The organism is Hanstruepera marina (assembly GCF_019880635.1).
Taxonomy (GTDB): domain Bacteria; phylum Bacteroidota; class Bacteroidia; order Flavobacteriales; family Flavobacteriaceae; genus Hanstruepera; species Hanstruepera marina.
Genome location: NZ_JAINVX010000001.1, coordinates 594037 through 619796, shown reverse-complemented (window position 1 = coordinate 619796; position 25760 = coordinate 594037). Strand labels below are relative to the sequence as shown.

26 protein-coding genes and 1 tRNA gene are annotated in these 25760 nt (G+C 31.0%); 6 read left to right on the top strand and 21 right to left on the bottom strand.

The window, feature by feature from the left end; translation table 11 throughout:
- Positions 1 to 634: 634 nt before the first annotated feature.
- The 3 genes from K7G76_RS02830 to K7G76_RS02825 are packed head-to-tail and all read right to left on the bottom strand — an operon-like array spanning position 635 to position 3623.
- Positions 635 to 2446: a DUF2326 domain-containing protein gene (locus K7G76_RS02830; protein WP_223032690.1), complete on the bottom strand. Its 1812-nt coding sequence runs from the start codon at positions 2444 to 2446 to the stop codon at positions 635 to 637.
- On the bottom strand, positions 2433 to 2654 hold the full coding sequence (locus K7G76_RS15475) for an ABC-three component system middle component 6 (protein ID WP_369412187.1): 222 nt from the start codon (positions 2652 to 2654) through the stop codon (positions 2433 to 2435). The genes K7G76_RS02830 and K7G76_RS15475 overlap by 14 nt, the downstream gene beginning before the upstream one ends.
- A gap of 27 nt (positions 2655 to 2681) precedes the next feature.
- The gene (locus K7G76_RS02825; RefSeq protein WP_223032689.1) at positions 2682 to 3623 is read right to left on the bottom strand and encodes an ABC-three component system protein; all 942 of its coding nucleotides are present in this window, start codon (positions 3621 to 3623) and stop codon (positions 2682 to 2684) included.
- 323 nt (positions 3624 to 3946) lie between these two features.
- Here K7G76_RS02825 and K7G76_RS02820 point away from each other — a divergent pair, with 323 nt between their 5' ends.
- The gene (locus tag K7G76_RS02820) at positions 3947 to 5272 is read left to right on the top strand and encodes a hypothetical protein (protein ID WP_223032688.1); all 1326 of its coding nucleotides are present in this window, start codon (positions 3947 to 3949) and stop codon (positions 5270 to 5272) included.
- Positions 5273 to 5485: 213 nt separating this feature from the next.
- On the top strand, positions 5486 to 6529 hold the full coding sequence (locus tag K7G76_RS02815) for an AAA family ATPase (protein ID WP_223032687.1): 1044 nt from the start codon (positions 5486 to 5488) through the stop codon (positions 6527 to 6529).
- Between the two features lie 144 nt (positions 6530 to 6673).
- Here K7G76_RS02815 and K7G76_RS02810 read toward each other — a convergent pair whose 3' ends face one another.
- The 9 genes from K7G76_RS02810 to K7G76_RS02770 form a co-directional block, all read right to left on the bottom strand.
- Positions 6674 to 7951: a hypothetical protein gene (locus K7G76_RS02810; protein ID WP_223032686.1), complete on the bottom strand. Its 1278-nt coding sequence runs from the start codon at positions 7949 to 7951 to the stop codon at positions 6674 to 6676.
- A gap of 422 nt (positions 7952 to 8373) precedes the next feature.
- Positions 8374 to 8664 carry a hypothetical protein gene (locus tag K7G76_RS02805; protein WP_255572904.1) on the bottom strand — a complete coding sequence of 97 codons (291 nt, stop codon included), beginning with the start codon at positions 8662 to 8664 and terminating at the stop codon, positions 8374 to 8376.
- Positions 8636 to 9616, bottom strand: coding sequence for a DUF3871 family protein (locus tag K7G76_RS02800; protein ID WP_223032685.1), 981 nt, complete (start codon positions 9614 to 9616; stop codon positions 8636 to 8638). The genes K7G76_RS02805 and K7G76_RS02800 overlap by 29 nt, the downstream gene beginning before the upstream one ends.
- The gene (locus K7G76_RS02795; protein ID WP_407927957.1) at positions 9597 to 10409 is read right to left on the bottom strand and encodes an AAA family ATPase; all 813 of its coding nucleotides are present in this window, start codon (positions 10407 to 10409) and stop codon (positions 9597 to 9599) included. Before K7G76_RS02795 ends, K7G76_RS02800 begins: the two co-directional genes overlap by 20 nt.
- Before the next feature lie 181 nt (positions 10410 to 10590).
- Positions 10591 to 10938, bottom strand: a complete 348-nt coding sequence (locus tag K7G76_RS02790; RefSeq protein WP_223032683.1) for a hypothetical protein — start codon at positions 10936 to 10938, stop codon at positions 10591 to 10593.
- A gap of 134 nt (positions 10939 to 11072) precedes the next feature.
- The gene (locus tag K7G76_RS02785; protein ID WP_223032682.1) at positions 11073 to 11495 is read right to left on the bottom strand and encodes a hypothetical protein; all 423 of its coding nucleotides are present in this window, start codon (positions 11493 to 11495) and stop codon (positions 11073 to 11075) included.
- 10 nt (positions 11496 to 11505) lie between these two features.
- Entirely contained in the window at positions 11506 to 11844 is a 339-nt protein-coding gene (locus K7G76_RS02780; RefSeq protein ID WP_223032681.1) for a hypothetical protein, read from the bottom strand.
- 17 nt (positions 11845 to 11861) lie between these two features.
- Entirely contained in the window at positions 11862 to 12218 is a 357-nt protein-coding gene (locus K7G76_RS02775; protein ID WP_223032680.1) for a hypothetical protein, read from the bottom strand.
- 14 nt (positions 12219 to 12232) lie between these two features.
- The gene (locus K7G76_RS02770; protein WP_223032679.1) at positions 12233 to 13225 is read right to left on the bottom strand and encodes a hypothetical protein; all 993 of its coding nucleotides are present in this window, start codon (positions 13223 to 13225) and stop codon (positions 12233 to 12235) included.
- A 136-nt stretch (positions 13226 to 13361) separates the two neighbouring features.
- Here K7G76_RS02770 and K7G76_RS02765 point away from each other — a divergent pair, with 136 nt between their 5' ends.
- On the top strand, positions 13362 to 13622 hold the full coding sequence (locus K7G76_RS02765) for a helix-turn-helix domain-containing protein (RefSeq protein ID WP_223032678.1): 261 nt from the start codon (positions 13362 to 13364) through the stop codon (positions 13620 to 13622).
- A 185-nt stretch (positions 13623 to 13807) separates the two neighbouring features.
- Positions 13808 to 13972 (top strand): hypothetical protein, encoded by a 165-nt coding sequence (locus tag K7G76_RS02760; protein ID WP_223032677.1) that lies wholly within the window; start codon positions 13808 to 13810, stop codon positions 13970 to 13972.
- 73 nt (positions 13973 to 14045) lie between these two features.
- Here K7G76_RS02760 and K7G76_RS02755 read toward each other — a convergent pair whose 3' ends face one another.
- Positions 14046 to 14783 carry an SOS response-associated peptidase gene (locus tag K7G76_RS02755; RefSeq protein ID WP_223032676.1) on the bottom strand — a complete coding sequence of 246 codons (738 nt, stop codon included), beginning with the start codon at positions 14781 to 14783 and terminating at the stop codon, positions 14046 to 14048.
- 31 nt (positions 14784 to 14814) lie between these two features.
- Entirely contained in the window at positions 14815 to 16074 is a 1260-nt protein-coding gene (locus tag K7G76_RS02750) for a Y-family DNA polymerase (RefSeq protein WP_223032675.1), read from the bottom strand.
- Positions 16075 to 16127: 53 nt separating this feature from the next.
- Between K7G76_RS02750 and K7G76_RS02745 the strand changes: the two genes are divergently transcribed.
- Positions 16128 to 16757 carry a hypothetical protein gene (locus K7G76_RS02745; protein WP_223032674.1) on the top strand — a complete coding sequence of 210 codons (630 nt, stop codon included), beginning with the start codon at positions 16128 to 16130 and terminating at the stop codon, positions 16755 to 16757.
- On the opposite strand, the gene K7G76_RS02740 is transcribed toward K7G76_RS02745, so the two are convergent.
- Complete coding sequence (locus K7G76_RS02740; protein ID WP_223032673.1) at positions 16752 to 17201, bottom strand: LexA family protein; 450 nt, start codon at positions 17199 to 17201, stop codon at positions 16752 to 16754. The genes K7G76_RS02745 and K7G76_RS02740 overlap by 6 nt on opposite strands.
- A gap of 253 nt (positions 17202 to 17454) precedes the next feature.
- On the opposite strand from K7G76_RS02740, the gene K7G76_RS02735 reads away from it, so the two are divergent.
- Positions 17455 to 17733, top strand: coding sequence for a hypothetical protein (locus K7G76_RS02735; RefSeq protein WP_223032672.1), 279 nt, complete (start codon positions 17455 to 17457; stop codon positions 17731 to 17733).
- A gap of 3 nt (positions 17734 to 17736) precedes the next feature.
- On the opposite strand, the gene K7G76_RS02730 is transcribed toward K7G76_RS02735, so the two are convergent.
- From K7G76_RS02730 to dnaE, 6 genes are all read right to left on the bottom strand, one after another.
- Positions 17737 to 18177: a hypothetical protein gene (locus tag K7G76_RS02730; RefSeq protein WP_223032671.1), complete on the bottom strand. Its 441-nt coding sequence runs from the start codon at positions 18175 to 18177 to the stop codon at positions 17737 to 17739.
- 93 nt (positions 18178 to 18270) lie between these two features.
- Positions 18271 to 19464 carry a site-specific integrase gene (locus tag K7G76_RS02725; RefSeq protein ID WP_223032670.1) on the bottom strand — a complete coding sequence of 398 codons (1194 nt, stop codon included), beginning with the start codon at positions 19462 to 19464 and terminating at the stop codon, positions 18271 to 18273.
- Between the two features lie 279 nt (positions 19465 to 19743).
- Positions 19744 to 19817 (bottom strand) — tRNA-Asp (locus tag K7G76_RS02720).
- A 76-nt stretch (positions 19818 to 19893) separates the two neighbouring features.
- Positions 19894 to 20823: a DUF58 domain-containing protein gene (locus K7G76_RS02715; RefSeq protein WP_223032669.1), complete on the bottom strand. Its 930-nt coding sequence runs from the start codon at positions 20821 to 20823 to the stop codon at positions 19894 to 19896.
- Positions 20824 to 20889: 66 nt separating this feature from the next.
- A complete protein-coding gene (trxA, locus tag K7G76_RS02710; protein WP_103050957.1) occupies positions 20890 to 21207 on the bottom strand; it encodes a thioredoxin in 318 nt (105 codons plus the stop codon).
- 133 nt (positions 21208 to 21340) lie between these two features.
- Positions 21341 to 25726: a DNA polymerase III subunit alpha gene (gene dnaE / locus K7G76_RS02705; RefSeq protein ID WP_223032668.1), complete on the bottom strand. Its 4386-nt coding sequence runs from the start codon at positions 25724 to 25726 to the stop codon at positions 21341 to 21343.
- Between the last annotated feature and the right edge of the window lie 34 nt (positions 25727 to 25760).

The window sequence follows — 25760 nt, the reverse complement described above, 5'->3', positions numbered from 1 at the left end:
TGTTAATTCTAAAATGTCTCTTTCTTTTCGTTTTTTCATAAGAAGCTAATATCAAAATTCCTAAACCTTGTCTGCCTATTTTGTCTTAAGCTCATCTTTCTCAACAATCTTAACAAAATAATTCTAGTTTTAGCCGCAATTAATAGCCGCTTTTAAGCACAATTGTTTGATTCACTATAAAAAGGGCAAACGTAAAACTATTTTTGAAATTAAAACATACGTACCAATACGTAATTTTCTACAATTCGATGAAATACATAAATTTGAATATCGGAAAATTATAAAATAGGCTTTCTAGAAACAGCCCTAAAACAAAAAAGCATCCCAATCTTCTAGACAGAAAAAAGGAAAGCTTTCCATTGGAATACCCAACTAAATTGGATATCTCCTACATTTACCTCAACATTGTTGTTGAGATAAAACAACACAACTATTATTAATTGCCAAAAAAAGCTCCAATTAGTGGAGCTTTAGCAATTTTGCGGTCTGGACGGGTACACTCACCACACCTTTAAAGTGCTTTGCGTCAACAATATTGATTAAATAAAATTTAAACACAACCTCAATTAATAAAATAAATTTCAACTCTGTTCTCCTATTATTTTAAACAAAATTTTATGATATTGCTTCCAACTTAGAATTTAAAACCGAATAAAGTTTCTTTTTCATCCTTATCACTTAAATTTAATACCACTTCTGTATCGTCAAACTTTATTGGTAAATCATTATCATCAGTAGGTAAATCATCTTTTATTATAGAGAGTATATACTGAATCTGATATTTTTCAATTAAACTTTTTATTAATTTTAGTAATCTATGTTTAACTCCATTATCTTCATTTGCAAGTACATCATCGTGATACACAAATCTATAATAAGATTGATTGGCGTAACTAGTAAGCAATGCTAAATCAAAACAAACACAAAAAAGTTTTGTATAAGTATATCCATCTCCTTGAGCAGTATCAATTCTACTCTCTCCACTAGAGACAACTTTAGGTGATTTAAAATCTACATTTCCATTACCATTAATATTCCAAGATATATAAGCATCCTCATTAAGTATAGTTTCATAATACATTGAAAATTTAGCTCTGATTTCCTTATACAAAAGATTAGTATCAGTATGCATAAATTCGTTACTAATAGAATTTGAAACTCTCTCAAGGTCTTTATTAATGCCTTTAATTAACTCTTCTTTTTCAATTAATAAATCAATAGTTTTTAACTTCTCCCTTAATTGTATTAATTGACTTTCAATTTTAATTATATCCTTCTGATAATCTTTAAACTTAATAAAAGTGTCTGAATTTTGTAAAACTGATAAAAGTTCCTCTCTTTGGTTATTTAAATCTTTTAATTCAATTTTTATTTCTTCAAGATTCGAAGATTTATCTTTAAGTGTTTTTCTTAATAATTTGTTTCTTTCAACAGTAATTTCTTTATTAAACTCTATAAGTTGTTCATAGTCTTTTGAAAGTTGTTCAGGAAAATAAATTTTTGCTTCTTCAAATATTTTAGAAACCTTTTTTAAATCAAAAGTGAACTCATTCTTTATGGACGATTTAAGCTTATTTATATCATACTCTAAATTATAAGCTAATGTATTTAAATTACTTATTTTTATTTCGAATTCTTCAACACCCTCTTTAATTAAACTTTCATCTTGTTCATAGAAGTTAAACTTATCAATTTGACTAGATATCTCTGATGAACGAGTTTCTTTAATCTGTAATTGAGCAACAATTTCATCTCTGTCATCAATATTAATAGAAAATTCGTTTTTTAGTTTAGTAATATACTTTTCAATTTCATCTTTCTCATTATCCTTTTCATATTTAGTCTTTAATAAATCACCATCAAAACCTAAAAAGTCAAACATAAAGGGTTTCCAATGAATATCTTTACCTTTAAATTTAGTGAGTCTATAAATATCAGCATAATCACCTTGTCTTCTGAGACTGTAATTTATTGATTTCCTATAATCATAATCTTTATTTTTAAAGAAATCAAAGTTCAAATATTCAGCAAGTAAAAGCTTTGCTTTATCTATTGCAATATCTTCATCACCCCACTTTTTCGGTGGATGAAAACCATTAGTTTCTTGTTCATTTAGGGAAAAAGATATTTTAGTATGATTTAAAACACCTCTTCTAATTGTTAGAAACTTACCACTATTTAATAATAGTTCTAAATAAAAAATATAACTAGTAAAAACTGTTTTCCCACTTTCATCTTTTGTTGTAAATAAAAAATGACTTTTTGGTGATAGCCCTTTTAATAGTAAAATATCAATAAGTTCAGATAATAATGTTTTACCTAAATTATGTGCATTCTTGTTTGTATCGATTTTAGTTTTGACATCAGCATAGACTACATTTAACCCATCATTGAACTTAATGCTTTTAAAATTATCTTTATTTGTATATAGTTTATTTAATTTCATTTAAAATAAATGAGTCAGTTTTTGATTCATATTTTATTTTATTTAGAAGGAACAAAAGATTTAACGCATAAGGAAAAATTTCTTCCGAGTCCTCATCTAAATTAGACTTTATCTGTTTTAATAACTCATCATAATTGATTTTGTCTCTTCTCTTAAAACTAGATAATATGTACGAGCTAATATTTATCACCGATATCCCTAAATTCATATGTTTGTCTGGTTTCAACATTAGCTTTTATTTTATTCCTATTGAGCAAGTGAAATACATGTAATGTAAAAATATTGTAACAAACCTTTTACTGCCTTTTAGTTTAGTGCTTCCATCACAAACTAATTTTCTTATGAATATTAATATTTCTTCAAACGCACCAAAATCATCTCTTCTAATAGTAATAATTTGCCTCAACTCATCAACACAATCATAATAATTGTCTTTGATTTCTTGATTTCTTGGGTTTCCAAGGAACAAATCTATTTTATTAAAATGCTCTAAAGATTCTGCAACAATAATATCATCAAAATATGTCTTTCCGAGAATATTCTTTCTGTTCTTTTCTGATATATCAAGCTTTTTATAATCATACTTTGCTTTTTCTACACCACTAATTAAATCATCTTCAATAGTAGATATTTGTGTTTTAAACTCAACTATTAAATCTTTGAGTTCTTCTTCTGAAAATGTAAAAGGAAGAATAAAACGATTTAAATTATATTGACTTACTATGTTTTTATTACTGTTTAAATATTGATTGTTTATAGTTTCCTTGCCTATAATTTCAACATTTTCAACTCCAGTTTTATCTATAATTTCTTGCCTTAATTCAGCACCAACAATTCCTGTATATTTTCTATTTGTGAATAACAAGTAATTATCAACTTCTCCTTTAGCTTTTAATTTTTTAATCGATTCTATTTCTTTAGTTACTGTTGCTTTAAAATCAGAATCAGAACAACTTGAAACAGGACTACTTGAATGCTTTGCTTGTATAATAAATTTTCCTGACCAGTTTGCAGTATTTGATGGATAATTATTAGCTGTTCCTGTAAATCTACCATCTCGACCTCCATCTTTCCCTTTTGTAAAAGCTACAACTCCAGTGCCTAAAATATTTTGACAAATAGTATTCACTAAATTTTCAAAATCGTCTTCAGAAAGCTCTTCTAACCTGTAATCCATAATTGTTCAAAAGTACATTTTATTATTCAGTTAAGGCATTAATTTCATCTTTAACTTTTCTATAAATACCTGTAATAATAATTCCCCGTCATCTAAATATAAATATGGTGTTTTATGATTTGGTGAAAAATAAAGGATACCTTTTACCCTCTTAATTTTTTAAATATATTATTAAAGTAATGAAATATTATATTTTAATTTAATTTAACTTAAAAATAGCACTCCTTTTAGTCTTTACTAGATTAAAAAATCAGTTGATGTATATGAATCTTCTCATTTATTCAAAAAATTGTAATTTACTTTCAAATTAATCAACCACTATTATGTTAAAGAAGAAATTCAACAAACTCATAGGCTTAAAAAAAGATGATTTTGACCAATTTGTGTTATCTGGTCAAATTAAGAAACAAAATGCAAGATTAATACCTACACTTAAAACTGGTGATGAAATGGCTTTGACAAGCATCTTTTTATCAGTATTGAGACTTGTAAAAGAATACAGATATAATTTCTTTAAGGAAATTAAATTAAGTAGAAGTGGTAAGGCTTATTATTACACTGAAGTTTGTTTTCCTGAAATTAGTAAATGTAGATATGATGGATTAATAATTATTGTTGTTTCTGGTGTTATTAAAGATGCTGTTTTTCTGGAACTGAAGAATAAGAACAATAGTATAGACCAAATACAAATTGTATCCTATATCAAAGACCTTAAGAATATTGGAGTAAAAAGTTTAATTACTGTTTCTAATCAATTCGTATCTGACAGCTCCCATTCACCTGTAAATGTTAAAGTTCCAAAAAACTTTAGCTTACACCACTTTTCTTGGACCTATCTTTTGACATTAGGTCAATTATTATTGTTTAAGAATGATAATATTATTGAAGATGAGGACCAAATAGAAATTATGCGCGAAGCCTTGTACTATTTTGAAAGTAAGGTTTCAGGAGTTAGTGGTTATTCCAGAATGAAACCAGGTTGGAAACAGCTTTCAGATGACATTAGAGCACAAAAACCTTTAAAGCTTTCCGACATATACATTGAAGATGCTGTATTAAGTTGGCATGAAAAAGAAAAAGACCTAGCCTTACTCATGAGTAGAAAATTAGGAGTATTGGTAAAATCAACTCCTAAAAAGAAAGATTGTTTGAAGAATGATATCAAAAAATTAGTAAAGGAAAACTATCTTCTTGGAACTTTAAGCATAAAAAATTCCGTGTCAGACATCAAAATTAAGTTAGAGTTTGAAAGAAGAAGTGTTTTAATGTCTGTGAAGATTTTACCACCTATGGATAAGGGAACAGTTGCAAAAATTACATGGATTGCAAAACAATTAGAAAATTGCAAGAAAAAGAGTGAAATTGTATTCAATAAGTTATCAGATTACATTTGGATTGAAGCAGATATTAAATACGCTAGGAATAACTTGAAGGTAAAATTAAATGAGTTAGACAAACTTAAGGAAGAGGCCAAGGACAGTGAAATTCAAGCGTTTCATGTTGTACTTATAGATGGTTTAGGAGTCGGCTTTGCAAGTACTGGTAAGTTCATAAGTCTTATTGAAGAAATGGTTTTAAACTATTATGAAGGCATTGTACAACATATGACCAATTGGAGTAGACCAGCTCCCAAATTAGAATTACATTAATGCATACACTAGTCTCCCCTAGACCACAAGATTTATCATTAATGTCACTTATACCTGCTCTTTGCTTGATATAATAAAAAAAAGACACCTTATACATACCCCCCTTTATAAAATAAACCACTAATAATACATTTAAACTTTTCTAAAAATAGAAACATATATGTCCTGTCCTATATTAATAAATTAATTGGACATTAATTTATATATTTGAGTATGAATGAATCAAATAAAAAATTCAATCTTGAAAAAATCTTGGGCAAAGAAGAGTTTGAAGCTTTTGAAAAGGAAAATATTAAAAATAAAAAAGTAAGTAATAAAAGAAAATTTAAGTTCAAAAAATGTTATAATGCACTAGAGCTCTACAATTTAAAAACTAGAAATGTTCCAAAATTATTGAATCCTTTACTTCTAAAAAGTGGTTTAGCATCGTTAGTTGGGACTTCAGAAGCTGGTAAGTCTACATTTTTAAGACAATTGAGCTTAAGCATAGCTTTGAAAAGAAAAGACTTTTTAGGCTTTGATTTAGACTGTGAGCATAATAAAGTACTATATGTTACAACTGAAGATGATTATAACTCTATAAGTTATGCAATTAGAAAACAACTCAAAGAACTAAACCAAGATGCTGAATTTAATATTGATAATTTAAAAAACCTTGAATTCATATTTGATAGTGATAATCTATTGAAAACTATTCAATCTAGATTAGAAAATGACGCTTATGATTTAATTATAATTGATGCATTTACAGATGTGTTTTCAAAGGAAATTAATGCAAACACTCAAGTAAGAGTTTTTCTGAACAGTTACAGTAATTTAGCAAATAAGCACGATTGCTTAATTCTATTTTTACATCACATTGGTAAAAGAACACAAACTAAAACCCCATCTAAAGACAACATAATTGGCAGTCAAGCTTTTGAAGCTAAAATGCGTGTGGTTTTGGAATTAAGACCAAACATCCATAAACCCAACTTAATAGATTTATGGATATTAAAGTCTAATTTTCTAGAACCAAAATATAAACAAAATAGCTACGTTTTGGAACTCAATGAAAACTTGTGTTTTAAAAATACTAATTTAAGAAACAGTCGTTATTCTGAAGCGAAATCAAATAACCCAGAACTTATTGAAAAAGTTCTAGAACTTCATAAAGCTGGGCTCTCCACTCGTAAAATTGAATCAGAACTAGAAGGAACTGAATTCGAAATTGGCAAATCTACAGTGAATAGTATAATTAAAAAGAACCCCCTATAAGTAAAAATAATTCATCTATAAAGAATATAATTATCTTTTCATTTTTTTGATTTTTCTTTTAGGGAAACCCTCCTGAATCCCTTATGAATAAAGGGGTTTAAAACAGAATGACCCCTTTAAAAGAGGTCATTTTTAAATTCTTTACTAAACAGCCTTTTTCAATTTTGCATTTTCGACAATGTATTTACCTTCTAACCATTCTTTTAATAAACTCCTCATTCTCGAATTTGGTATATAAAGATTCATTGCTTTTTTATCACGTATACAACCTCTCCATATCCACTGAATAAGTTCAGATAATGCCCATAAATCTTCATTTAACTTTATCCCTCTTTCTCTAAAAAAATTAATTGTCTGTGGGTCAAAATATCTATTCCCAAGATATGCCATTGATTTTTTATGTCTGTTCTCATTAGATGCTCTTGCATTAATTGCAATAAATCCTTTGGTATAAGTTTTACCTGCTAATTTTGATTTACAACTCTTAAATGTTGTGTAAGCATTTTCATGGGATTTTGTCTTGAAATTTCTTTTAAAAATATTTGAAACATTATTAGTTATTTTTTTTGCTCTTGAGCTACTTAATGCTTCAGACCATGATTTACTGAAAGTGTTAAAGGTGTTATCGCTATTTGCCACACCTTCATATATGTTTAATAATCTCTTTACCTCATTCAGCTGGGATATACTGTTATTGCTTTTTATAGTATATTCAATGTTATACATTTTGAAGTAAGGGGATAATAGACTTCCTTCGAATAAATAGGTCAAAATTTGAACTTCTTTAAATTCTCGGAATATTTCAATAGGAAAAACCCATACAAGAAAAATTTTATCTAAATAATATACTGTACTATTATTACAAAGCGCTTTCACTTCTTTAAACTTTCCTATATATTCATCGTTTATAAATTTAACCTGATTGGTATTTTTATCAATTATTATCATGTCTTGATTTTTTAACATGTTAAAATCATGTTCCGTTATTTTATATGGCTTTAGTGGAGTCGCAACTTCATCCAATATCAATATGTAATCAGAAAATAAACTAAAATCTTCTCTTTTCAAACCCATAAATAAAGCGTGAGTAGAAATTATATTAACTCCATTAGATGCCATTTTTAAGAATTGAGCCCTTTTATTTAAATATTTGAATTTAGGTTTTGCATTTAAATCAAAATCCCCATCAGCATTTTTATAATCATATTCAAGTTCAAAAGGAATATCACCGTTATCATCTCTACCTATAGGTGCAAATACTTCTGGACTATTTAAAGCTTCAACCACTCGAGTTATTTCCTTTTTAAAAGGCGTTATATAAATGAATTTTTTATTTTCACTTAAATATTCTTTCATTCTTTTGATAGCATTGTAGGTTTTTCCACTACCCATTATCTCATCATAAACTACTATTTTACTCATAATTAATCAATTTTTTAGCCTTTTAAGACTATGTTTTATATTATTAAATTTTAATGAATCAGTTATTTATGCGAAGTGAGATTGAGAAATGTTCAAATAACTTTTTTTTGAATTGTTCCTTTGATTTATCATCTTCATACTCCCCCTACATTTTAAATCAACCAACTATATAATATACAAAAAAAAAACGAGAAATCCTAATTTTTAAGCATGTATTTTATAACATATCTTATTATATTTCAGTGTTTTAAGTAAGGTTTTTACAAAGTAATGAATCGCCATTATCGAGCATTCAAAACGATGTAAAAATCTTCCTTAAATCATTCATGAATTATTTTTTCAGAGGTTTTTGTTAAAGCTGAACCGACTCAAAAAATATTCTAGTTTTAATAGAATCAAAAAATACAGCATACAGCTATTCTTTAATCAAGAATATCAAAATAATAATAGTAATAGAGTTCTCCTTTGATGATGTAAACCGTTTTAAGTTCCATTGTCACCTTTACGCCATCCACATCAACTATCTGTCCCTTTTTCAAGCCTCCAACACGCCTTAATACAACCACTTTAAATGGACAGGAAATTCGTTTGAGCAAGTTATTCCAAGTTATTATATAAAGCTCTTTAGGATTGCTGTATTTGAGTATTTCGGCAAGTTCCTTTTCATCCATTTTAGCTATAGTATTATTTATTAATGAACCAATTGGACTCATTGTTCTGTAAGGAATCACCAAGCATATTGATTAACTCGTATGCATTGACATTCCTTTCTAGATTGCTATCTATATAAGAAGTCTTGTTGGCTTCAGTTAATATATTATAGAGGTTCCATAGGTTAATTGAACCATCACTTTCTCTTTTAAAATTTGGACAATTGTAGTAATCCTTTACTAGATGGTTTATATGTGAATCCTTAAATAGGATATGGAATACATCCCTTTGGTTTTGCTTTACTTGGTATTGATACATCCTTAACTTTCCAACCAGATGTGCAAATTGCTGTTCTGATAATTTAAAGGCATTCATACGTTCCATCATCCCTTTATGTCTATCAATATCATATGAATTAATTAAGGCATCAATGCTCCTATCTAGTTCAGATATTGAGCTTATCCTAATCTGGTTTGAAAATCCATCAGTACTCACGCACATATTAGTGCATACGAGATTTTTAAAACCTATAAAGAGCTTAAATTTTTCAAGTGATTTTCTACTATAGAGGTTTTCTTGATTATAGGCACGTACACCACCTATGGATAAAGTAAGTTCGCTACCGTTTACAACCTCTTTTACTGAAGGAATTTCTATCAAAAATGCACATCTTTCATAATAGATGGTCTTCTCAAAATCTTTTAGTTCTTTAGCTGGTTTACCAATAGCACTTGGAATTCTTCCCTTTATGACATGGCTTACCCTAATTTCAGGTAGTTTTGGCTCTGTATCTGGAAACAATTCCTTTACCACTTCCATAGTTCTATTAATAAATTGGTAATGTGAAATTGTGGATTCATTATCTTTTGCAAAGACAGGAATTATACAATCCCTTTTCAAGTGTTCCAATGTAACTTCTTTAGTGTTTGCCTCGATAAAGCTTGTGCTATTTGATGTAACTTGATTTGAGTTAACTATCATTCTATTTGGCTCATTATTTGTCAATATTTCCATTTTTAAATTTTTTAGGTTCTACTATTTTATTCTCCTCAATTAAATGTGAATTTAGCGCATCTATTTCCTCTTTTCTTTTAATAATAAGTGGATGAATCTCTTTTTTCAAGACCTCATATTTTGAATACAAGTGCTTTAATCCATCTATAGATGTACATACATTGATTTCTTTTCTTGCTTGTTCAATTGACAATCCTGAATTACACCATTCTATTAATTTCTTTCCAGTTGATTTGTTGATTATAAATTCTGGCTTATCCATAAACAGTCCTGTTCTATCTTTACTCGCCTTGGCTAAATGCTTGTCATTAATCAATTCAAAGTTTACTGTCAACTCATATTCAAAACCTTCACGTGTAATTTCTTTTGTACCGTGTTTTACTACTCTAGTTTTACCATTTGCGACTGTATCTAGTGAGTAATCTATCTTACTTCTAACAGTAGTGATAACATGACATTTGGATTCTAAAATAGCGTCTATAAATGCTTGATGCCTTTTTGACACAGGTGCCCAATCTTGAAACCGCCCACCTAATTGTTCATGTATTTGTAAACAACCTCCCTTACCCTGCCATTCATGAGTAATACTATCAATGATTATAACTTCTACAGAAGCTTTTTCACAGGTTTTAATAGCCTCAATGTATCGCTCTGGACTATATGGTTCATTAAGCTGTAATACATTAAATTCGCCCAAATGAGCATATAAACTAGCGCTGTTGTTTTCACTGTCTATTAAAGCAATTTTTGTCCAGTCATTGGTTATACCTTGCGCCAGCAGTAATGCTGACATAGTTTTGCCATAACCGCTAGGTCCGTTTAATCCAAGTCTTAATTTTACTTGGTGTCTTTTCGCTTGTTGTAGCTTCATAATTTTAATATTTATAGTTTATAATTTGATTTATTAGAAATATTTGAGACATAAAAAAGGGCTCCATTTCTGAAACCCTTTATAAAATTCTGTTGGCAGTTTTTTATGCTACCAAATCCTTTTCAACAACATTCTTGTGAACAATCTCATTTTCTTCACTAACATATTCATTTCGATGTGAAAGTGTTACCAGTTCGCCTGTTTGTGGGATAACATACTCATAAGGGTCTGTCTCCACTCTCTTGATTATTCCTGGCATTTCAGTTCCAAGTAGTTGTTTACAGGTAACCTTATTGAATGTACATGGAACTGTAGCAGTCCTTGCTGTAAAATACATTCTGTCTGTTTCCTTGCTTCTAACAGCTTCTACTCCTCCTTGCACTACTAATGCATGAAATTCTGTCCCATCATCATCTCTTTGATAGGTTTTGTAATCTACGATTGTGACCATAGTTTTAATAATTTAAGATTAATAAAATTAACACGGGGGTATCCCGCAAATCAAAAAAGGAGTGGGGGTTGACTTTAGATTATCACGCGTTCAACTCTTGAAAAAAACTTCAAAAAATTCCAAAAAAAAATTTTTTACTGCTTTTGGAGGTTAAAGAACATTTGACTTGAAGTACTATCTGAAACCATAAGATTAAGTTCATTTTCCCTAGAAATAAAAAAGGTAAGTGTTTCCTTTTTCTTATCGTCCAGATGCTCTGCTATGCAATTATATATGGCAATCCATCTACCACCAGTTTCAACAAAATCTTTACGACCAGTAATTCTATATGCCAATAGCTTCTCTGGAATTCTTGTGTCTTGAATTATTATTGTGCCGTCAGTAGTATTGTCTTCTATAAATATGGCAATATTAAAATTAGATTTCTCTCTAAAGTTATTTTCATTGTTCTTATTGTCTTTATAACTAGTTTCATTACTCATATAGTCACCATTAAAGAATTGACAATATGCATTTATTGAAAAGGACATTAAGATTATAAAAACTATACTTTTCATACTAATTTTATTAATCAAATAGTAAGCCTGTTTGGTAAAATCTCATTGACATTTCATGACATTTAGGACATTTATATGAACAATCATATAATACATTATCAAAGCTGCTCGTTATTATTTTTTTACTCAAGCCACCCTTAAGATTTTCATCCTTATAGGTGCGTATTTTTGATGATTTACAAATAGGGCATGTTAATGTTTCAGATTTCAAATTATACTGTACAACATCGTTACATTCAGAACAGTAAGCTGGGAAATATTCTATTTCCCTAAAAGTAAACAGGCCTCCTCCAAATGATAGTTTCTTCTCCAAACCACAATTACAGATGGCTATAATTTGTTCTCCCATAGTTGATTATTTAATTATTAAAAAGGCATTCCATCTGTTAGTTCTGGCAAGGGATTATTTTTACATTCATCTACCCTATACATACCTCCATTCTCTTGACTAATAACATAACGAATTAAAAATTCATTTGAAATGGGATGGTAAAAACTATATGCATTAAAAGTTGGATGACAATACTTACATTCAGATGGTTTTACAAGTAATTTATTTATACCTTGAGATTTAAATTCATTAAAAATTGTGTTCATTTCTTCTATGAATTCGTCTTTATAATTATGTGAATAGTCAGCATGTTCATCTATAGATTTTAGATGGTCAGTATCCAATTCACAAAAGGATTTTACTACTTGTTTTTCTAGATATTTTAGTGTCACTAAAAATATAATTATTACAAACTATCCCAAAATTCAGGGTCTTGTTGGTCTAAATCTAAACTATCATTATAATAAGTGTCATTGAATGAATAATCATCCTCTTCTTTACCAAATAATTCATTATCATTTTCTATGAAATTGCCTTTAGAATCAATATTAGCATCAATACTATCTAAAAATTCTATTCGTTTCAATAGTCGTACAAAATAAGCTAAATGATTATCCCCCTTTTCCATATCGTCAATATGCAAAATCTCTTCTTTATCCAAAAAACTTTTATACAAATTAATAAACTCATTTGTGTTATTTTTAGATATAAATGCCTTAACTAGTTTATTCTTACTATAATCATAAAATGTTTTATTTTTAATTTCATGCTTCATTAAGCCCTGGTAGTAACCTTCAATTATCCAATTTTCTTTCAATTTACTTGCACAGCACAAACTAGATGGGTTTAATAAAAATGCTTTAAATAATTTTTCAATATTATAATTATACCCATTAACATCTTGGATACCAAATTCAAAAGTCTTCGCATCTAACCTACCTAAACTATATATTATGAGTGATGACTTTTTTATTTCTAAAGATTTTAAATAATATTTATATGCCCCTACATAATCTCCTAGTTTATTTAAAATTTTACCCTTAACATATAGACCATAATAATCAGTATGAATTTCTAGATATTTTTCAATTGAATCTAATGCTAAATAGCGGTTCTTTTTATCTTTTAAGTAGCTCAATAAAAATGCCTTTACAAAACAATATGATGAAGGGTCATCTAATGAATAATCCAAATCATTAAATAAACCTTTATCCCAATATCCATATTCAATTATCCACTTATCTTTGATACAATCACAAGTTAAATAATCAAGCCCTTTTTTAAAATTAACACAAGCGCTTTCAAAAGATTTATTCAAAGTATCTTTCATCCCTAATTTAAAGTAATATTTCCCTATTCTTTCTAGGTCATTCCTCTTTTTTAGTTCTTCTATTATCATTTATTAATTAGTTGTGCCTATTACTTATTATGCTAACTTGACATTTTATGAAACTTAACTACTTGCTAACAAATATAATTAAAATGTAGTATTTTAAGGTTACAATTAATTTTAAATCATAGTGGAATTTTACACTATGATACAATTGTCTGATGCCAGATTATTAGAACTTAAAAATTCTATACCTGAAAAAGTTGGTGAAAGGGTAAGATATTTTAGAGAACTCAATAATTTAACCCAATCTCAATTAGGAGCTTTAGTTGGAAGTGACAGACAATATATATACAAAATAGAAAAGGGTAAGGTTACTCCAAATGTTGTTACAATTTCAGAATTGGCTATTGCGATGGAAGTAGATTTAAAATACTTCTTTGATTTTGAAATTACTCCCTCTTAAAAATTTCAATAAAAGTTGACAAGTTGACTTCACTTACATGTAAGACGCAAATGAATGTTACAAGTGAATTTTATATCTTGTAACTATGGAAAACAGGGATAGAGGGGAACAGATAATTATTATTATAGGTTTATTATCAATGCTAGCATCAGCTTTTCTTTCATCTCTATGATTTTGAATTATTAATGACCCTCTACGAATTCAACTTACTTTCTGACCATGACAAGTATCAAGCCACTTGGGATTTAGGCACTCATATTGATTCTTTGGTTACAAAAGAGCATATAATTAAGACAATCAAAATTAAAAAGAACCCAGCCCAAAATTGTCCTGCTACCCTATCTGAATAGTTATCTAAATAATTATTATACCTTTTATCCTTCTTTTTAAAGAGCAACTTAAGTATTTGCTTGATTGTTTCCATTAAAAAATACCTGCTAATTCCTCATAAGTAACCTTATCAGTAATTGAGGGAATGTTACTTTCCTTTTTTGGGCTAAACAAATCCCTACTAACCGAATATGCCTCCAACTTTTCTTCAGGATAAGTAACATTTAATATTTCTTTAATGTCTGATTCATTTAAGTCGGTTGACAACCAGTTATGTGCATTATCTTGATTTAATAAAACTGGCTGACGGTTTTTCTTGTTATGGATTTTAGCAAATAGTGGTGATGCCTTTTTAGTTAGTATTGTAAATGTAATGAAGGTATCTATAACAGTATATAAACCTGCTAAAGCAATTGGCATATCATCCTTATCCTTAAAGTAAAATGGAAATTTACCACCTTTATGGTCATGGGGTTCATAAAATCCAGATACAGGAATTATACAACGATTCTCCATAATAGAGGTCCTATAGATGAAATGTTGGAACACCTTTTCTGACCTTCCATTTAACCCACCACCATACTTTACTGCCTCTTTAAAATATGGTTTTATTTCATCTTTGGTTTTATTGTTAGGTACAATACCCCATATTCCAGGAGCAAGCACATCAGACCTTTCTTGTGGGATAACTAGCATGTTAGGATGGGAAAACCCATTCATATGATATCTTGGAGTATCAAAATAATTCCTCATGGAATCATCTACCAATTTAACATCAAATCTATTTTCTAATTCCGTAGTTTTTTTAGTTTGAGAAGTATGAAAGCACATATATTAATAATAAACTATCTAAAGATACTAATTATACCTTTATGTCTATTATCTCATTTATATTGGTTGAGTACCTCGGTGATAGTCTTTCTTGCTTCATTTTCCATTGTCTGCCTAGGGATTGGCTACCAAACTTAATCTTATTGTTTCCATAAGCCTTGTTCAACCTATCAACTATACTCATTAATGGTAGATGCTTTGGGTTTTCAGCATCAAACAAAGTAATCTGCTTTTGGTTACTAGGCGTCAAACCCATTACAATTACTCCTGCTTTTTTATAGTGATATCCATCCCTAAAAATTGCTTTTAGACCTATTTCAGCACTCTTTACCAAGTCTATACTTGAATTAGTTGGATAACTTGTCTTTATTACAATATTTCTTCCGTACTGTGGTAGGTCTTTACGGAAACCATTGGTGTGTAAAAAAATCATTATCATATTACAATGTGAATCCTGCCTACGAAGTTTTTCTGCACATGAGATAGCAAAAGTTGATAAACGCTCTCTAATATCATCATAAGAGGTTAACATGCCTTCAAATGACCGTGTTGTTGCAATCATTTTTTTGTTGGCTGTTGCCTCTAAACTCATCGTTGGTTTGCCTTCCAAATCATGTTTTAAACGCAATCCTACAACTGACATATTCTTCCGCACCCAATCGTCAGATAATTGTGTGAATTGATAGGCATTATGAATGTTGAGATATTTAAGTCTTTTTGTATGTTGTCTACCAATGCCCCAAACATCCTCAATAGACAGCCATTTTAATGCTTTTATACGCTTTTCCTCACTATCTATCAAATAAACATTGTTTGTTCTTTCAGGGAACTTCTTTGCTATCTTATTAGCTACTTTGGACAAAGCTTTTGTAGGTGCAAAACCTATGCTTATAGGTATACCTGTACCCTTTGTGACTTTCTTTCTCATTTGCTCTCCTATTTCTTGAAAGTCAAATAGCTCAAATCCAACAAACTTGAGGAATGCTTCGTCTATACTGTATATCTCAACCTCTGGAGTAAACTCTGACAGTAAATTAATTACCCTACTACTCATATCTCCATAGAGTGCATAGTTAGATGAAAAAATATTGATATTATAGGCTTCAAAGGTTTTAGCATACTCAAACGCTGGCGCTCCCATTGGAATTCCCAATGCTTTAGCTTCATTGGAACGAGCTATAACACAGCCATCATTATTAGATAATACCACAACTGGCTTATTGTTTAACGATGGATTAAAAACACGCTCACAGGAAGCGTAAAAGTTATTACAGTCAACTAAAGCAAACATTTTAATAAAGTATAATTTAATAAGTTTTAAAATTTAACTTAATTTAGTTTAATATGAAATATCAAGTTGAAAATAAATTCACCATAGAAACTTTACCTTGGGCTGAATACATTCCATTACATGCAGATAAATTAATATTAGGCACTTTTCCAACAAAAGTGGAGAAAAGACGCTTTGACTTTTTCTACCCAAATAAAGATAATAAGTTTTGGAGAGTATTATCAGCCATTGCTAAAATTGAATTATCAGAATTAGACAATTCTTTATTATCAATGGATAATGCTGTCTATGAAAGAAAAAAGGTTTTAGATAAACTAAAACTTGGTATTACTGATATTGGACAGAAAATATATAGGCAAAACAATAGTTCATTAGACAGCAATCTTTTTCCAATAGAATATACCGATATATTCAAATTATTAGATTTGTACCCAAATATCAATAAAATTATATTAACCAGTAGTAGTGGTAGTAATAGCGTATTGCAATGGTTTAATAATTACTGTAACATCAATGGTTACAATATCAAGTTTAAAAAAAATTCTTCATACCCAAAAAAAACTATTTTGGAACTTATAGACAAGAAAATTGAAGTGTATTTAGTTTATTCCTCATCAGGTGCTGCTGGAAAAACCAAAGAAGAATTAGTCAAACAGTACTCAAAGGTAATTAATGAATTATAAATATTTAATGACATTAATCACTATTCCCCAAATAACAAATTCATTGTCTTTTGTAACTAAAATCGGTTCATAGTTTTTGTTTTCTGCAACTAGCCAAACAACATCTTTTTCTATTTTAATCCTTTTCACAGTAAACTCACCATCTAAAAAGCAAACTGCTATTTTATTATTTGTTGGTTCCAAGCTCTTGTCTACTATAAGCAAATCCCCGTCACTAAATCCTGCATCAATCATTGAATCACCTCGCACTCTTCCATAGAAAGTAGTGCTTTTATTTTTTATAAGATGCTTGTTTAAGTCTATGTTTAAGTCCAAAAAATCATCAGCAGGTGAAGGAAATCCTGCGCTTATACCATTAACAACATAAGGAAGCTCCAGATTAGTAGTAAAATCTGGTGTATAAAAATCTATATTGTAAGATTTAATTATTGGGATGATTTTCATGTTCCAAATTTAACAACTAAATTGGTTTTAGATTTATTAAAATTAATTTTTAACAAATCTTATATCAGTCATTTTACAGGTTGGCATTTTTCAGAACCTTTTAGAATTGTATTACAGCCCTAAACAGGATACTATTACTGATATTCAGAGTTTTAAATTTGGTAAAAGTTTAGATAAGTATTCTAATGTTAATTTTTAAATTATCTACAATTAGAAGCAATCAATTAGTACAATACCGTATTAATTTTGCATTATGTACTACAAATATTTTAGAGGTGTTATTAAGAATCAAGGTACACCACATTTAAACAATGAGGAACTCACTAGGTTATTAGATATAGCCTATATTGAAGGTGCTATTAATTACCTAAAGCAAAATAAAGAAAAGGTACTTACAAGTGATGAACGTTATAAGCTTGATATTGATATTATCAGTTTAGAACAAAAAGTTTCAAGATTAATTAGTGGACGGTATGGCGATAAATACCCAAAAGAGGTTTTAAATGGTATGCTAGTAAATTCTAGAAACTAATCACTAATCTGTTTTAACATCTCTCAATAAATTGTGCATATACTTAATTTCTTCTTCAAATAGTTTTTCATAAGCTTCACCACACTCCCAACAACCTAAATCCATTAAACCTTTTTTTAAATATTTTTTACAAGCATCAATACTGCCCTCCTGTAGAACAGTAATTCCAAGATAAAACCAATATTCAGGTGAATCAACTTCTCTTGTATATTGAAGGTAATATAATGTTTTATGAAACTCTTTTTTTAAGAGAGATTCTCTAGCCAGATTCATGTAATAGGAATACTTGATATGCTTACCGTCTAAATAGCTGTTTTGTAGTTCAGCAATATATTGAGGTGGTAAATCAAGGTTTTTACCATTTATACTTATAGCTTCTCTAGATTGAGAGTATGTGTTTGTAAGTATTAGAACTGCAAATAAGCTAAATAGAATTGTCTTCATTTTGATTAATATTGGTTACATTAAGTATTATATAGCTTCATAAAAGTAAGAAAATAAAGGACAATAGTTTAAATCAAAAAAAGAGGAAGTAAACTACTTCCCCTTTAACTTATTGATTTCAGTACTAATCCTATTCTGAACTATCTCACCATAACTATCCTGTGTGGTCTGTATTTTAGAATGACCCAACAACTTGCTCACAATATCCATTGGAATACCATTGTACAACAATACAGTTGTGGCAAATGTCTTCCTGGCTATATGATGAGTCAGGTTAATCTTAATACCAACAACATCAGCTATTTCTTTAAGATAAGCATTGAATTTTGGGTTAGACATTCTTGGAAATACGTAGTCATCATCTTCATTTACATATATTTCCATGACTTGCTTTGCTTTAGGTAACAATGGTACTTTATAAAAGCCTCTAGTCTTGTTTCTATAGACGTGTATCCATAACTCTCCATCAAACTCCTTTACAATATTAGACTTCTTTAAATTACTCATTTCACTAAATCCTAATCCTGTATAACAACAGAATACAAACATATCTTTTATCACTTGAATTCTTGTGATTTCAAAGTTTGTTTCCTCTAATTTTTTGAGTTCTTCAGTAGTTAGGAACAGGACTTTTTTTTTAACAGTTTTAGGTTTATACATGATGAATGGGTCTTTAGCTAGATAATCCTCTGAAAGAGCATATTTTACCACCCTTCTAAAGCGCTGTATAGCCTTATTTAAGGTGCTCTGCTGGAACTTCTTCTCTGTTTTAAGGTAATACTCATAATGTGTAACAAAATTGCTTTTAAGAGCCTTTAATTTGATGTCTTTTGACTTGAATTTATATTTAATAAAACTCTTAAGATGCCTACCAGATTCTACATATTTATCATAGGTAACCTGCTTAATATCTATTCCAATTAATTTAGTGATTCTCAACAAGTATAAATTGTAAACCTCAACTACTCCATAGTCCTTTTTTAATGGTTTTCCTATATATTGAGAGTAGATATCATTCACGTCAAATTCCACTTCATTGACCTGTAGAAATAAAAAAGCCTGATTAAGTTTGGTTCTTATCAGGCTCAATTGTGTATTGGTTAGTTCTGCATCGGGTTCAGGTGGTTCAACTAACTGTTGCTTACTGTTCCAATTAGATGGATTTATAAAGATTCCTGTGGAGAATTCTTTGCGTTGTTTTCTAAATGTTATTCTACATCTAATAGGACATATACCTTTTGAGTTTGTTTTAGCTTTATATAGCATAAACAATATATTTACATTCATGATTTACAATATTTTAAGATTAATTAATGGTACACCTTTGAAGAATTATGGTGCACCTTATGAGCACCTTTTAGATGTAAAAATTATAAAATAGACTTTCTAGAAAAAGCCCTAAAACAAAAAAGCATCCCAATCTTCTATACAGAAAAAAGGAAAGCTTTCCATTGGAATACCCAACTAAATTGGATATCTCCTACATCCTGACTGTTACGCCAGGAACAACACAACTATTTTTAATTGCCAAAAAAAGCTCCGATTAGTGGAGCTTTAGCAATTTAGCGGTCTGGACGGGACTCGAACCCGCGACCTTCGCCGTGACAGGGCGACATTCTAACCAACTGAACTACCAGACCGTTGCTTTATTGCGGATGCAAATATACACGGCTTTTTTTATAAGTCAAACCTTTTTTGAAAATATTTTAATGTTTTTTACAAAAACTTTTGGCGTTCTATCATATACGTCATCAATATATTATTAAAGTCCTTGTTAATATCAGCTTCAACATATTTAATTTTATACTGTATACATTTTAACTTTATGGCATCAAAATAACGTGAAACAGCCTTTTTGTAGTTGTCTTGTATGTTTTCGGCATATAAATCCATATACTCTCCTGTTTCAACATCCACAAAACGTTTGGGCGCATTACTAAAATCAAACTCCATTTCGTGCTTTTTATCAAATACATGAAAAAGAACTACCTCATGCTTGTTATACTTTAAATGCCTTAAGGCTTGGAACAGCTTATCATCGTCTGCAGTATTCTGCAACATATCTGTAAAAAAGAAAATCAATGACCTGCGTTTAATTTTTTCAGCTATCTGATGCAAATATGTATACGTATCTGTAAGGATGTTTTGGGGTTTAGACTGTACCATCTGGCTTAATTGGTGCAGTAACATTTGATGGTGTCTCTCGCTACCTTTTTCAGGTGAATAATAATCATACCTATCACTATATATGCTCAACCCTACAGCATCGCGTTGCTTTTTTAAAATTTGCATCAATGCAGCCGAAGCCAAAGCAGAAAAAGCTATCTTATTTAATTGGTTTAAATTAAAATTGGACAACTCTGGATAATGCATGGAACTACTGTTGTCAATTATCAAATGGCAACGCAAATTGGTTTCTTCATCATAACGTTTAGTGTATAATCTATCTGTTTTTGCATACAATTTCCAATCAATATGTTTGGTACTTTCGCCCTGATTGTAAATTTTATGCTCCGCAAATTCAGACGAAAATCCATGAAACGGACTTTTGTGCATACCAGCAATAAAACCTTCAACCACTTGTTTGGCTAAAAGTTCCAGGTTTTTAAATCCGCCTGCCTTATTCAGTTCTAATTGCAAATCCATACGAGACTAAACTAAAAAAGGTTTGCCGCTTTGGCAAACCTTTTATCATTTCTTTTACAAAGTATTTTATAAAAGTGAATCTATTGCTTCAGTATAAGCACTCTTTTGAGCTACACCTACTTGACGCCCTACTACTTCTCCGTTTTGGAACACTAAAACTGTAGGTATGTTTCTTACACCATATTTAGCAGCAAATTCTTGATTGGCATCAACATCTACTTTACCTACTACAGCTTTTCCTTCATACTCATTACTAATTTCATCAATGATTGGTCCAACCATTCTACATGGTCCGCACCAAGCTGCCCAAAAATCAACCATTACTGGTTTGTCACTTTTTAATACTGTTTCTTCAAACGTTGCATCTGTTATTTCTAATGCCATAATCTTATTTTTAAATATGTTTTACTTCTATTTAATATGCAATATTAGTCAAAAATTTTGCCAAAGCTTACACACTGTCAATTTGTTTTACTTATACAGGCATTGTTTCAGGTTATTTATTGTTTTTGGGCATCTAATTTAACTTGTAAAAAACATCGTTAGACTCCAATTCCTCTAACAATTCCTGTGAAATTTTCACCTTTTGTTTTCTACTTGGCATATTCAATTTTATTTGGTCTTCATTGTCATAAATAACAAAATTGAGCGCATTGTCGCCTTTGTGTAAACTAAACAATTCTTTTAGCTTTTGTATGCGTTGCTCTTGAAGATCAGTAATACTTAATTGTACCGAAAGTTTTTTTGCATAGGTATCCATAACATCATGCAATAACTGGAAACTGTTGAATTGCAATCGTGGATCACTTTTCTTACCTGTTTCTCTATTTGTCCAACCTTCGCGAACAAACACCTTTACATATACAAATGAATTTTTAAGCAGAAAATGTCTAAACTTTAAATATTCCTCTCCAAAAATTCTGAATTCAAAACTATCTGTATAATCTTCAATCGTAAATAAAGCCCAGCCTTTCCCTTGTTTACTCACGCGATGTTGCACATCAGTTACTACGCCTCCAAAAGTCAATTCACGATTTACATACTGCTCTAAATTATTAAAGAGGGCTATGTTGGCATTGCAGAAGGTTTTCATCTCAATTCTAAAATCATCCAACGGGTGACCTGAAATATAAATGCCTACCACTTCTTTTTCGCGCGCCAACTTTTCCATAGTTCCCCATTCTTCACAAGGTGGCACTTCAGGTTCCGCTATTTGAACATCACTGCTCTCACCAAACAAACTCACTTGGGCCGAATTTTCATTTTCTTGATGCTTGGCACCATACTTTATGGCTTTTTCCAGAAAGGTTATACCATCTCCGTCATCGTGAAAGTACTGTGCGCGATGCGTGTTTTCAAAACAATCAAAACCACCAGCCAATGCCAGATTTTCAAAGGCTTTTTTATTCGCTGCCCGTAAATCAATACGCTTGGCAAAATCGAATATGGACTTATAGCGCCCATCTTCCTTTCTATTGGCTACAATGGTTTTTACAGCACTATGACCAACACCTTTTATGGCTCCCATTCCAAAACGCACAGCATTATCCTGATTTACCGAGAACTTATAATAACTCTCATTAATATCTGGACCCAGAACATCCAATCGCATGCGTTTACATTCTTCCATAAAGAAGGTAACCTGCTTAATATCGTTCATGTTATTGGACAGTACAGCTGCCATATATTCAGCTGGATAATGTGCTTTTAGATATGCTGTTTGGTACGCAATCCATGCATAACATGTAGAGTGAGACTTGTTAAAAGCATAACTCGCAAAAGCTTCCCAATCCTTCCAAATTTTCTCTAGCACATCACGTGGATGCCCATTGGCTTCGCCACCATCCAAAAATTTGGGTTTTAATTTTTCCAGTAAAGCGAATATCTTTTTACCCATAGCTTTACGCAGTACATCGGCTTCACCTTTGGTAAAACTTGCCAATTTCTGTGACAGCAACATAACCTGCTCCTGATATACGGTAATACCATAAGTTTCTTTTAGATATTCTTCCATGGCAGGCAAATCGTAAACAATGTCTTCCCGACCATGTTTACGCGCAATAAAACTAGGAATGTATTCCATAGGCCCAGGACGGTACAAAGCGTTCATGGCAATTAAATCATCAAACACAGTAGGCTTTAAGTCCTTCATGTGTTTTTGCATACCTGGAGATTCGTATTGGAAAATCCCTACGGTTTCTCCGCGTTGGAATAGTTTGTAGGTTTCTTCATCATCCAAAGGAAAATTATCAGGGTCAAGTGTGATATTGTGTTTCGCCTTTACAATTTTAACCGTATCCTTGATTAAAGTTAAAGTTTTTAACCCTAAAAAATCCATTTTCAATAACCCAGCATCTTCCACAACCGAGTTATCAAACTGGGTAACATATAAATCAGAATCTTTTGCTGTAGCAACAGGCACGAAATTGGTAATATCGTCTGGCGTGATAATTACACCACAAGCATGAATACCCGTATTTCTTACCGAGCCTTCCAGAATTCGGGCTTGGTTGACGGTTTCGGCTTCCAAATCTTCACCATCTGAAATATTAAGTAGTTGATTAACCTTTTCTAAATCTTCAGCCCTAAATTTCTTACTCAACTCTTTTTCTTCCATGCCAAAAATCTTCCCTAATTTGGACATGGTTGGAATTAATTTGGCAATCCTATCGGCATCAAAAAGTGGTAAATCCAAAACACGAGCTGTATCACGAATAGAGGATTTAGCAGCCATCGTTCCGTAAGTAATAATTTGAGCAACCTGATTACTGCCGTACTTATCTATAACATAATCCATAACGCGACCACGACCTTCATCATCAAAATCAATATCAATATCGGGCATACTCACACGATCTGGATTCAGAAACCGCTCAAAAAGTAAATCGTATTTAATGGGATCAATATTGGTTATCCATAAGCAGTAGGCTACAACTGAACCGGCTGCTGAACCACGACCTGGACCAACCGAAACATCCATGTTTCTAGCTTCACGAATAAAGTCTTCAACAATTAAGAAATAACCAGGATAACCAGTCTTTTCAATAACATCCAACTCAAAATCAAGGCGTTCTTTTATAGAATCGGTTATTTCACCATACCTTTTCCTGGCACCCTCATAAGTCAAGTGCTTTAAGAAAGCATTTTCACCGCGCTTACCACCATCTGTTTCATCATCTGGATGTTTAAACTCGTTAGGAATATCAAATTTTGGAAGCAAGACTTCACGAGCCAACTCATAAGCTTCAATTTTATCTACAACGTCTTGAATATTACTTATGGCTTCTGGAATATCCCTAAACAGCTCTTTCATGTCTTGGGATGACTTGAAATAATACTCCTGATTAGGTAAGCCATAACGATAGCCTCTGCCACGACCAATTGGTGTAGCCTGCTTTTCACCATCTTTTACACACAATAAAATATCATGTGCATTGGCATCTTCCTTATCAACATAATAGGTGTTATTAGAAGCTACCAACTTTACGTCATGCTTTTTAGAAAACTCGATTAAAACTTGGTTAACACGATTTTCATCCTCTTGATTATGCCTCATAATCTCGATATACAAATCGTCACCAAACTCCTGCTTCCACCATAGCAACGCTTCTTCAGCTTGATTTTCGCCAACATTCAAAACCTTACTAGGCACTTCACCATATAAGTTTCCGGTAAGTACTAATACATCTTCTTTATATTGCTTTATTAACTCTTTATCAATTCTAGGAACATAGTAAAACCCTTCAGTATAGGCTATGGACGATAATTTTGCCAAATTGTGATAGCCTTGTTTTGTTTTGGCTATTAAGACCACTTGATACCCATTATCCTTTCGGGATTTGTCTTGGTGATTTTCGCAAACGAAAAATTCGCAACCAATAATGGGTTTTATTTTTTGGGCAATTGCAGGCTCACCATTTTCTTGTGCTGCTTTATTCTTTTCTTCAACCGATTTGTTATGGTTATTTATTTGTTTAACAAAGTGAAAAGCACCCATCATATTAGCGTGATCTGTCAAAGCAACAGCGGGCATGTTATGTTTAGCAGCTGCAGCCACCAAATTCGGTATACTAATGGTTGATTGTAGAATGGAGAATTGGGAATGATTGTGTAAGTGAATAAAATCTAAATCCTTGAGCTCGGAAATGTTAGCTTTTATTTCATCTTGCGAAATACCATCAGTTTGAACTTGCTGTAAGCGTTCTCGAATTTTAGCACTAGCCTTTTCTAGGTTGATGTGCTTTAAGCCTATTAATTGAATCTCTTGAGGATTGGCTTTTGAAAAACGCTCGAAATAATCTGGCTGAACATCAAGTTGCTCTTTGGTGTATTCTTCGCGTCTTACCAGTTCTAAAAAGCAACGTGTTGTTGCTTCCACATCGGCAGTGGCATTATGGGCTTCTGCAAATGGCTCGCCGAACAAAAACTCATGAAGTTCGGTTAAGGTTGGCAACTTAAATTTACCACCTCTACCTCCAGGTATCCTACATAACTCTGCAGTATGTTCGGTACAGGTGTCTAAAACGGGAAGTTCTTGCAACTGATTAGCAATATCAGCTCTTACAAATTCAGCTCCCATTATATTTAAGTCGAATCCAACATTCTGACCCACGACAAATTTAGTTTGGTCTAGAACCTTATTGAACTTTTCCAAAACCTCAAACAACGGCACACCTTGCTCTTGAGCTAGTTCAGTTGAAATACCATGTATTTTTTCGGCATCAAAAGGAATATTAAACCCTTCAGGTTTTACTAAATAATCTTGATGGTCTATACAGTTACCCATGTCATCATGCAACTGCCAAGCAATTTGAATACATCGCGGCCAGTTATCCGTGTCGGTTATTGGAGCATCCCATCGTTTAGGCAAACCTGTAGTTTCAGTATCAAAAATTAAATACATGCAGAAAATTTATATGTTGAATGACTCTCGTTTG